4 protein-coding genes are annotated in these 11,737 nt (G+C 44.0%); all 4 read left to right on the forward strand.

Annotated features, from left to right (window positions below; genetic code table 11):
- Positions 1 to 23: 23 nt before the first annotated feature.
- On the forward strand, positions 24 to 4,667 hold the full coding sequence (locus RHEIN_RS05180; RefSeq protein ID WP_008897917.1) for a CHASE domain-containing protein: 4,644 nt from the start codon (positions 24 to 26) through the stop codon (positions 4,665 to 4,667).
- A 180-nt stretch (positions 4,668 to 4,847) separates the two neighbouring features.
- Positions 4,848 to 7,598, forward strand: a complete 2,751-nt coding sequence (locus RHEIN_RS05185) for a PAS domain-containing protein (RefSeq protein WP_008897919.1) — start codon at positions 4,848 to 4,850, stop codon at positions 7,596 to 7,598.
- A 40-nt stretch (positions 7,599 to 7,638) separates the two neighbouring features.
- Positions 7,639 to 9,279 carry a diguanylate cyclase gene (locus tag RHEIN_RS05190; protein ID WP_008897920.1) on the forward strand — a complete coding sequence of 547 codons (1,641 nt, stop codon included), beginning with the start codon at positions 7,639 to 7,641 and terminating at the stop codon, positions 9,277 to 9,279.
- 146 nt (positions 9,280 to 9,425) lie between these two features.
- Positions 9,426 to 11,737: PAS domain-containing protein (locus RHEIN_RS05195; RefSeq protein WP_008897921.1), on the forward strand; the 2,312-nt coding region annotated here is incomplete at its 3' end.

Below are 11,737 nucleotides of genomic sequence, written 5' to 3' on the forward strand. Positions count from 1 at the left end.
CTGATAAATACAAGGAATAGGCATTGAATAAGCAGGCTGAAGCTTTATTGAAGTACCGATGGTCTTTGCTGGTCTTTCTGGTAGGCATCACGCTTAGTGTGTTACTGGGATACCAAACCCAGAGCAACAATATGCTGCGTATTAATCAGGCGATGCAAGGGGCGCTTGATCTCGTCTCAGAGGACATCTTAACCAAAGTAAAGCTATACCAGTATGGTTTACGCGGTGCCAGAGGTTCAGTATTAACCGCAGGTGAGCATGGCATCAGTCGGGCACTATTTTACCGCTATAGTCTAACTCGTGATGTTGATCTGGAATTCCCCGGGGCTCGCGGTTTTGGTTTTATCCGTAGAGTGCCTGTCAGTGAGACGCCACAGTTTTTAGCAAATGCGCGTGCAGACGGCTGGCCTGAGTTTAGTATCAGGGAATTATCGCCGAACTCAAAAGAGCGCTATGTAATTCAGTACATTGAGCCTGTTGAACGAAACAAAGCCGCAGTGGGTTTGGACATCGCCTCAGAGCATAATAGATATGCTGCCGCAAAATCGGCCATGCTGAGTGGTGAAGTCAGATTAACCGGTCCCATTACTCTGGTGCAGGCGTCAGGTTTACCTGCACAATCATTTTTAATACTGATGCCTCTGTATCGGAGCGTGAAAACACCAGAGACAGCTGCAGAGAGGGAAAAACAAGCTTTTGGCTGGAGTTATGCGCCCCTGATCATGACCGAGGTATTAGCTCATGTCAGAGTAGATGCCAATAAATTTATACTTAGCCTGGATGATGTGACTGAAACAGAAACTCCGGTTCGTTTTTTTAATAATGCTGTGGATGCAACGGGCTTGTACCCTTTAAACGCCGTACAAACTATCTATGGGCGCAGCTGGCGCTTTAATATGGCGGCTCAACCTGCATTTATTCACAGCATGCATTTACAATCGCCTGTTCAACTCGGCTTGTTTGGCGCCATGGCTTCTTTGCTACTTGCACTGCTTGCTGGCTTAGTTGAGACTAATCGAAGAAATAGAGAACGATTGTTTGCGCAACAAGCCAAGCTGGTTTCATTAGTGGAGAGCTCAGCGGACGGTATTATTTCTTGCACTCTGGATGGCAGAGTTTTAAGTTGGAACAAAGGTGCCGAATCACTCTTTGGTTACACCAGTGAAGAAGCTATAAACACAGAGCTACAAAGTTTGATCGCTCAGCCGTTGCTGGCCAACGAATTGTCAGCCAGACTGCAGCGCGTGGCGCAAGGTCAATCAATCACCAATTATCACACTGTGCATAAAACAAAAAGCGGCTCACTGATTGATGTTTCTGTCACTTTATCGCCTATTTATGCTGAAAACGACAAGGTTGTAGCAGCATCAAAAACCGTAAGGGATATTTCTGCGCAAAAATTAGCTGAAGCTGAAGTTCGCGAATTAAATACGAGTTTAGAAGCCAAGGTAGCTCAACGAACGGCGGAGATCGCCAGTCTCAATCTATTATTCAAAAATGTACTTGCTTCAGCATCCGACTTTGCCATCATGGCCACAGATATGCAGGGGACGATCCAGTTATTTAATCGGGGCGCTGAGCTTTTATTAGGCTACAGTGCGGATGAAATCATGGGACAAGCAACGCCTTTGCTGTTCCATTCTGCAGAAGAGCTTGCTCGTCGTCTTGGTGCTGTTGATGAAAAGCATCCGCTTTTATCTTCACCTGATTTTCAGAGCCTCATTGAGCTTTCAGAGCACAATGAGGGTTTCAGGGAATGGTGTTATCTGCACAAAGAGGGCCTAAAGATAGATGTCAATCTGGTCATCACTGTAATGCGTGATGATAAGCATCAGCTGGTTGGTTATCTCTTTATTGCTACAGATATTACCCTGCAAAAACAAAAACAAAACCAGCTGATATCCACACAACAACAGCTAAGCAGTCAGACTGAACAGTTGACCTTAGCTTACAAAGTTGCAGAATTAGGTATTTGGGAATGGCGAATAGCAGACAATTCCCTGGTATGGAATGACAAAATGTTCGAATTTTACGAGCAGCCTTCCGCATTAAATCACAATGGTCTGAATTACTCTCATTGGGAATCCAGAGTGCATCCTGATGATCGCGACGCCACAGCATCCCTATTGCAGGATGCGGTCGCTGGCACAAGGGATTACAATCCAATTTTTCGTTTACAGTTACCAAGCGGCAAGGTTCGCTATATTCAAGGCGGTGCTTATGTTCAGCGAGATTCTCAAGGTGCCGCCATCCGGGTGGTGGGTATTAATCGTGATATCACCGCGGAGCGTGAACTTGAGCTTCAACTGCGAGAGTCTAAATATTTAGCTGATGCGGCAAATAGCGCCAAGTCGATGTTTTTAGCCAATATGAGTCATGAAATCCGAACACCGATGAATGCGGTCCTTGGAATGTTGCAGCTGATCAAATCAACGGAACTCTCGACTCAGCAGCACGACTACACCAGTAAAGCGCAGATCGCAGCCAGGTCGTTGCTGAATTTAATTAACGATATTCTTGATTACTCCAAGATTGAGGCAGGTAAACTCGAACTGGAGCAACAACCATTTAACACCGAAGCACTGCTTAGAGAACTTGATGTGGTGTTGTCCCCCAGTTTAGGCAAAAAAAATATTGAGTTGCTGTTTGATATTGATAGTGCTTTACCAACTGCTGTCGAAGGCGACAGCCTAAGATTGCAGCAAGTGTTGATAAACCTGTCCAGTAATGCGATTAAGTTTACAACTGAGGGTGAAGTGGTTCTTCAATTAACGCTGTTGCAATTACAAGACAAAAAAGCACGGATCCGTTTTAGTGTTCGTGACACTGGTATTGGTATTAGCCCGTCTCAGCAGCAGCGTATTTTTGAAGGATTTACTCAAGCCGAAGCCTCAACAACCCGTCAGTATGGCGGCACAGGCCTTGGGCTGGTGATCAGCAAGCGTATTGTTGAGTTGATGGGGGGAGAGTTGCAGTTGCAAAGCGAACCAGGCAAAGGCAGTTGTTTTTGGTTCGACCTTGAGTTTAATGTTGCCACTGAAGTGGAGGCGCAGCGCCTCATTACTATCAGTTCCGACACCAGGGTGTTGATTGTGGATGACAACGCAACGGCATTAGAGATACTGCAAAAAACAGTAGAGCAACTCGGTGCAAGTGTCATGCTCGCGCGTTCAGGTGAAGAGGCGTTGGCCTGTGTTGAGCATTGTTTTGCAACCAATCAAACATTGCATGTGGTGCTGATGGATTATCGCATGCCAGGCATGAATGGCCTGGAAGTGGCACAGTGTATCAAAGCAAAATCCGATGCAAGCAATTTGCCTGTGGTGATTATGGTCAGTGCCTTTGGCCGTGACGAAATTATGAAAGCACAAACTACTGAAGTGCTTCCTTATGCTGCTTATCTAACGAAGCCAGTCACACCACAGCTAGTTGGCGCGCTTATTGAGGGCTCCATCTCTGGAGATATACTAAAACCTTCCGCGCGAGTGAGGCCAGAGCAAAGCACATCACCTTTGCGCGGCCTGCGTTTATTACTGGTGGAAGACAATGAATTTAATCGTGTAGTGGCTTCTGAGCTGCTGGAACATGAAGGCGCAGTGGTAGATATGGCCGTCGGTGGGCAGGAAGGTATTGATGCGATTATTAAAGGGAATACCAGTTACGATCTGGTATTGATGGATGTTCAGATGCCTGTCGTTGATGGCTTAGAGGCCACACGTCAAATCCGCGCTGATAAGCGCTTTGCATCACTGCCTATTATCGCTATGACAGCGAATGTTTATACATCTGATCAGGAAGACTGCATTAAGGCTGGAATGAACGGGCATTTAGCCAAACCTTTTGATTTAGATAAAGTCATTGAAACTATTTTATTATTTACCAACAAGAACCTTGATAAAGATACTCATCTTTCCCTTTTAAGCTATGAGTCAACGGAGCAACCGGCTCACTCAGCAAGGCTTTCTGGTGAGGTGGCAGTTAGCAATGATGTTGAGAACGCAAGTCTGAAGGCTTCATCCGAAACGATTAACCTTGCTCTGCCTGAATTGCAAGAAATTCATTTTGAAAGAAAAAATCTTGAAGTGTTGCTTAAGCCTTTTGGAGGGAAAGAGGCATTCTTCAGACGGTTAATCCATGTATTCGAAGCAAACTTTACCAGCCAGCTGGTAAGTCTGCAGGAGAAGATAAAACAAAACGATCACCACGAAGTTCTGGCTATCCTGCATGCCATCAAGGGAACGTCAGGCACTATAGGTCTTGCAACTGTATATCAGGTAATTTGCCAGCTTGAAACTCAGCTTAAACAATATTTTAACTCAGAAGAATTCGAACTTAGCACTCTTTATTCCGGACTTCCAGAGCGCTTAGACTTTATTGCACAGCATGAGTTATCTGATATTCATCAGCTACTTGCAAAAAAAGAGGCTCAAACTTCTGAAGCTGTTTTATCCCCTGCATACAATAAAGATGACTTAGTACAAATGCTCGAGACACTCAGGCCCTATTTGCAGGCTGCTAATCTGGAAGCATTAACTTTGTCTCAGCAGCTAAAAGAAAAGCTTGTTGGTCACGAGCAATTACTCAGTATGACAAAAGACCTTTTTGACACGATAGAACAGTTAAATTTCGATCTGGCTCTGCTTGAGTTGAATAGATTAAGCAAATGATGACAAACGAAACGTCATGACAGTGAACAGATAAGCCACAGTAGATAAGAATATACAGGCGGGGCTATGCAATTAGAAAAGATTATGCACGTATTTGAAGCTAATCAGCTTGGCGAACAACTGGACGCTATTTATCAACGCTTCTATGCGTTTGCATAACTATTAAAACCGGAGTCGTTCATGCAAATACCAGCGTTGCCACACACAGAGCCAGAAAGACTGTTGGCGCTGAAATTAACAGGGTTGCTCGACACTGAGTCAGAGCCTCGTTTCGATCGACTCACCCGCCTGGCACAAATGACCTTAGGTACAGAAATCGTCCTTATTTCTCTGGTTGATGCAGAGCGTCAATGGTTTAAATCTAAACAAGGCCTGGATGCCTGTGAAACGACAAGGGATATTTCATTTTGTGGCCATGCAATTTTAGCTGACGGTATTTTCGAAGTTCCAGATACCCTGGCCGATGTTCGTTTTGCGGATAATCCTTTGGTTTTAGGAGCTCCTTTCATTCGGTTTTATGCGGGAGTGCCTCTGTTAAGACATGGTCAGCCCATAGGAACACTTTGTTTCATTGATAGCCGCCCCCGCCACTTTTCAGACCAAGAAAGAGAGATTGCGGCGGAGTTCGCCAAAGTAGTAGAGCAGGAAATTCAGGACAGGCTTCAGGAAGAAGCACATCAGCAGTTGGTTGCAAGCGAGTTAATGTACCGCTCAGTGTTAGAAGGAACAAGGATAGGCACCTGGCAATGGAATGTGCAGACAGGAGAAACCCTGTTTAACCAGCGCTGGGCTGAAATCATTGGATATGAGCTGGCTGAACTGGAACCTGTGTCTATCAATACCTGGCTAAATCTGGCACACCCTGATGATTTACCTGGATCCGGCCAACAGCTGCAGGCTCATTTTGACGGGGACACTGCATTTTATGATTTTAAGTGCCGGATGAAACACAAAGACGGTCATTATGTATGGGTGCATGACAGAGGTCGGGTCATTTCATGGACTGCAGATGGTAAACCACTGATGATGTACGGCACTCATGCGGATATCACTGAACAAAAAAATAGTGAGCTCGCCTTAGTACAAAGCAGAGATCAGTTTCAGACCTTAGTCTCCAATATACCAGGCATTACTTACCGATGCAGAGCCGATGAAAGCTGGACTATGTTGTTTATGAGTTCTCACATCGATCCGCTCTCCGGCTATCCGGCCTCTGACTTTATTAGCAATGCTGTGCGTAGTTATGCCAGTGTGATCCACCCGGATGACAGAGAATGGCTGGAAGATAGCGTTGCAAAAGCTCTGAACAACAAAAAAAGTTGGGTACTTAATTACCGCATCTTACATGCTGATGGTTCAGTTCGCTGGGTCGAGGAAAGAGGCGCAGCTGAGTATGATGAAGCAGGTAAGGCACTATTCCTCGACGGCTTTATTCTTGATGTCAGTAAAGAAAATAAGCTTCAGGAACAGTTAGTAAAGCTAACCCAGCAATTGCCGGGTGTTGTCTATCAATTTCAATTATGGCCTGATGGCCGTTCGGCGTTCCCTTACGCCAGCGCCGCTATTGAATACATCTACGGACTAAAAGCCGAAGATGTCATTCACGATGCATCGCAGGCTTTCGCTAAGATATATCCGGACGATTTACCTGCCGTAGCAAAAAGTATCGAAGATTCACGTCTTGGTATGACCCTCTGGCAACATGAATATCGGGTATTCAAAAAAGATGATTCACTGATGTGGCTATCTGGCAGAGCAATGCCAGAACTACAGTTGGACGGCAGTACTTTATGGCACGGTTATATTCAGGATATAACTCAGTCGAAAGAATACTATCTTGAGCTTGAAGCGCTGAATAAGCAATTGCGGTTTACCCAGCAGTGCCTTGAGCTTGCCAGCGAACAAGCAAAAATTGGTTATTGGCAGGCATCGCTTAAAAGCGGGTCGCTGTGGTGGTCTCCGATTATTTATCAAATATTTGGCTTTGATCCTAAAGAAACGATCCCCAGCGTTACATTGTTTAAAAGTACCTTGCATCCTGATGATGTGGCTAAGGTCGAACAAAGTGAACAACGGGCAAAAGAAACAGGCATTCATAACGTGGTACATCGAATTGTGCGCCCAGATGGCGAAGTCCGTTGGGTACATGAGCTGGCTCAACTGCTTCCTGAGGAAAAAGACCCTGATTTGACATTGATAGGTTCAGTGCAAGACATCACAGAGCGTATGAAGTTACAACAAATAAAAGACGAGTTTATCTCTACGGTAAGTCATGAACTTCGTACACCTCTGACTTCTATCCATGGCGCTTTAAATTTACTGACCGCCTCTAACTTAGTGCAACTTCCACCAAAAGCCGAGAAGTTATTGGGAATTGCAAGTAGCAACTGTCAGCAGTTAAGTCGCTTGATTAATGACTTATTGGATATTGAAAAATTGGTGGCTGGAAAAATGTTGTTCGATATGAAGCTAATAGAGCTATGGCCAGTTCTGCAAAAAGCTCTGGATAATCATCAACCTTATGCTGCACAGCAAAATATTCGTTTGCTATTAACACTTGGTACAAATGCAAAGGACATTGTGATCTCTATTGATGAACACAGGTTGATGCAGGTATTAACCAATTTACTTTCAAACGCTGTGAAATTTTCGCCTTTAGGGGGCGAGGTTGTATTGTCTGCCAAACGCATTGCTGATGAAGTAGAAATTTCTGTGCAAGATAGCGGCCCCGGTATTTCTGAAGACTTTAAACACAAAATTTTCCAGCGTTTTTCTCAAGCTGACGCCAGCAGTGCCAAGATGAAAGGTGGTACAGGTTTGGGGTTAGCGCTTTGCAAGGAAATAGTCGAAGCTATGCATGGCTCTATAGGTTTTGAGTCCGAGTCTGGTTGTGGCGCAAGATTTTACATCAGCTTCCCATTAAGGGATTGATAGTCTAGCCTGATACTACAAGTTCGAAGGAGTAAAGAATTTGTCAACTAATAAATCGCCCCAACAACTTCAACAAGCAATGGAAAAACTGCAAACGAGGTTTTTGTCTAAATTACGTTTAAAGGCAGAACTATTTGCTGATATATCTCAGCAGTTGGAATCAGGCATTCTCACTACGTTCCCAGAACTTATTAATGAAGCTCATCAGTTAGCGGGCTCCTGTGGTACTTTTCAGTTGAATCATCTGGGCATACTGGCCCGTCACATTGAAACCATAGCTTTGAGTGTTGATGCTTCAGAGAAACTACAGGGGGACAAGCTAAAAAATTTGATTGATTCGTTGAGACTTTTTGTTAACGAGGTTGAACAGGTCCTGACTGGACCCAGAGACTTCTCATCGAATCTTTTGCCAGCATTTGAGATGGCACAAGACGTATGGTTAGTGCTCAACCCTTCGGCTTTGCGCGATGAACTATGTGCTCAGTTAAGCGCCTTTGGTTACCCAGTCAAAATTTTTTCAACTTTTGCTGAATGTATTGAAGCGCTGAGGATCCAAACGCCAGCCTTATTGTTTTCTGAAGCAGTGTTGGCTGACCAGCTTTTGTTTGACCAAAAAGAACTGATCGACATTATGAGCGAACATAAACGCTGGCTCATGGTTTATTCTGCCACAGACAGTTTTAATTTACGGATCAACGCGGTCAGACATAAGACTCATGGATATTTTGTCTCGCCTCTGGATATCCCCAGTATGATGCAAAGAATTACCCGCCTATTTGATGACAGTACATTTTCAGATAAGAAAGTGAGTATTCTTGATGACGACCTTTTATTAGCTGAGCATTACAGCTGGGTGCTTGAATCTGCAGGTATCGAAGTTCAGGTGATCCGGGACTCAAGAGTAGTCATACCGGAGTTACTGTCTTTTAAGCCAGATGTTCTATTACTTGATATGCATATGCCGGAGTTTTCTGGCGCTGAAATTTCAGGTGTCATCAGGCAGTACGAGTCTTTAAGTAGCCTTCATATTGCATTTTTATCTGCTGAGCGTGATATTCAATTGCAGTTACAGGCTTTATCTTACGGTGCTGATGATTTTATTACTAAACCAATCTCAAATGAACACTTAGTTACTGCCGTCAAGTTAAGGCTTGCAAGAAACAGGGATATTAAGTCATTAATCGAGCGGGATAGCCTAACAGGTTTGATTAAACACGGCAGTATAAAAGATGCTGTCTTGATCGAGTTTGACAGGATGCAGCGTTCTGGTGAGCACTTTTGCATAGCGATGATTGATTTGGACCATTTTAAGAATGTGAATGACTCTTATGGCCATGCTATTGGTGATGTTGTAATAGGGACTATTGCAACCTTACTTAGAAAGAGGCTTCGGCGTAGTGACAAAGCTGGGCGTTATGGCGGTGAGGAGTTTATGGTAGTGTTGCCTAAATGCAGAGCTAAAGACGCTAAGTTGCTTATAGAATCTATTTTAGGTTCTTTTAGGGATATTCATTTCAGTGCAGGGCAGCAATCCTTCTCCTGCACATTCTCTGCTGGTATTGCCTGCAGTTCATCAGGCTATGCAGATGCGGATATGATGATGAACGCCTCCGACCAAATACTCTACAACGCCAAGCGCGGCGGCAGGAATCGAGTGTTCATTGATCTCGAAGGCGAGTAACAGAATAGGAGCACATCCTTTATATACTCAAAGGCAGTTGGTGATTCAAACCAGATATTTATGCAACCTAAACCTGAATTCATTATATGGCAGCTATTTACTCATAGCAGATACCGTTTTATAGAATTAAAACAATATAGGTCCAAATGAAAAATACCAATTATCTGAAAGAAGAACTCTACGAACTTATCAAAACCGATGAGTCAATTTTTGATTTTATTCAAGAGTCTTCTCTGGATGGTTTGTGGTATTGGGATTTGGAGCGGCCCGAAGAAGAATGGATGAACCCTAAATTCTGGTCTGTTTTAGGGTACAACTACCGAGAGATGCCACACAAAGCATCGGCTTGGAAAGATATTATCTACCCTGAGGATTTAAAACTTGCCACAGAAAACTTTATCAAGCATTGCGAAAACCCGGATCATCCTTACGATCAGACAGTAAGGTACACTCACAAAAACGGCTCAACTGTCTGGATTAGGTGCCGTGGCTTGGCGATCAGAGATAAGCATGGCAAACCGCTGAGAATGCTAGGGGCTCATCAAGACATTACAGAAATTAAAAACAACGAATTACTGCTCCAGATGAAGACTGACCAACTTCGAAACGCCCAGCACGTTTCCAAAGTAGGTAGCTGGGAGCTGGATTTGAAAACCAATAAGGTAGTCTGGACAGAAGAACTTTACAACATGTATGGCTTTGACCCTGCACTTCCGCCGCCCCCTTATACTGAGCAGATGAAGCTGTTCACTCCAGAAAGCTGGCAGATTATAACGTCTGCTGTAGCCATTACCAAAGAGCAAGGCATTCCTTACGAATTAGAACTTACAACCATTCGCAAAGATGGAGGCCACGGATGGATGTGGGTGCGTGGAGAGGCTGTATTTGATGAAAATAAGAATATCATTGGTTTAAGGGGGGTTACGCAAGATATCTCGGAGAAAAAGATACTTGAACTGGAAAAAGAAGCGTTAATCAAACGTTTAAATTATGCTTTGGACGCGTCAGGTGATGGTATTTGGGATTGGACGCCTGCTAATGGCATTACCGTTTTTTCTAAAGCATGGATAGAAATGCTGGGTTATGAGGTGTGCGAGCTTGCCTCCTTAGCCAGTGAATGGTCTGATAGATTGCACCCGGATGATGCTGAGTGGGTTTTTGCGGCAATTAATAAAGTCACTCAGACGCCTGAAAATGGTGACACATTTAGCCACGAATACCGATTTAAAAACAAAGCAGGCGACTATTTGTGGATACTGAACAAAGCAAAAGTTGTCGAGCGAAATGAAAAAGGAGAAGCAATCAGAGTAGTAGGTACGCATACCAATATCACCAAAGAAAAAGAAACCAGAAGACAAATCGAAGAGGCGAAACAACAAGCAGAAGCGGCCAACAAATCAAAATCAGAGTTTCTTGCTAATATGAGCCACGAAATCAGAACCCCAATGAATGCGGTTCTAGGTATGTTGCAGCTGATTAAAACCACAGAATTATCAAGACAACAAGATGACTACACCAGTAAAGCGCAGATTGCAGCCAAGTCTTTGCTGAACTTGATCAATGACATTCTTGATTATTCAAAGATTGAAGCAGGCAAATTAGAACTCGAATGCCATCCATTTCAGCTGGATGAATTGATGCGTGAATTAGCTGTCGTTCTGTCACCGAATCTCGGCAAAAAAAATATCGAGCTCTTGTTTGACATCGATATGGCCCTTCCTGATGTGCTTCGTGGTGATAGACTGCGGCTACAACAAATTCTGATCAATTTAGCTGGCAATGCCATTAAGTTTACTGAAGTCGGTGAAGTTGTGGTGCAAATACAGCAGCTAACGATCCAAAACAATATCTGTCAGATGAGAGTCAGTGTCACAGATACCGGCATAGGTATTAGTCGTGAGCAGCAGCAACGGATATTTGATGGTTTTACCCAGGCAGAAGCCTCTACCGCTCGAAAGTATGGCGGCAGCGGACTTGGTTTAGTGATCAGTAAACAGATGATCCACTTAATGGGCGGGGAGTTACAACTAAAAAGCCAAGTAGGAAACGGTAGTTGCTTTTGGTTTGATTTGAGCCTGCCCATCGAGGTCAATGCCACACTTGAAGATACAACACACTATTCTTTTAGTTCTGATATCAACGTACTTATTGTTGATGACAATGAAGCTGCTCTGGAAGTCTTAGCTCGTTCTGTCGAACAGTTTGGTGCAACTGTTTTTAAAGCGAGCTCAGGGGATGAGGCGTTGATGCAATTTACTCAGTGTATGGAAAAAAAACAAACTATTCACGCTGTGTTGATGGATTATCGGATGCCTGGTATGGATGGATTAAATGCAGCGAGGGAAATCAAAAATCGGGCGGGAATTGATCAGGTTCCGATGGTTGTGATGGTCACCGCCTTTGGGCGTGAAGAAATAATCCATGCGCAGCAAACTGGTAACAGCGCCTTTGAGTATTA

Source organism: Rheinheimera sp. A13L (assembly GCF_000217935.1).
In the GTDB taxonomy this organism is placed as follows: Bacteria; Pseudomonadota; Gammaproteobacteria; order Enterobacterales; family Alteromonadaceae; genus Pararheinheimera.

Coding starts and splice junctions, on each gene's coding strand:
- RHEIN_RS05185 (WP_008897919.1), top strand. CDS start 4,848: ATGCAAATACCAGCGTTGCCACACACAGAGCCAGAAAGACTGTTGGCG.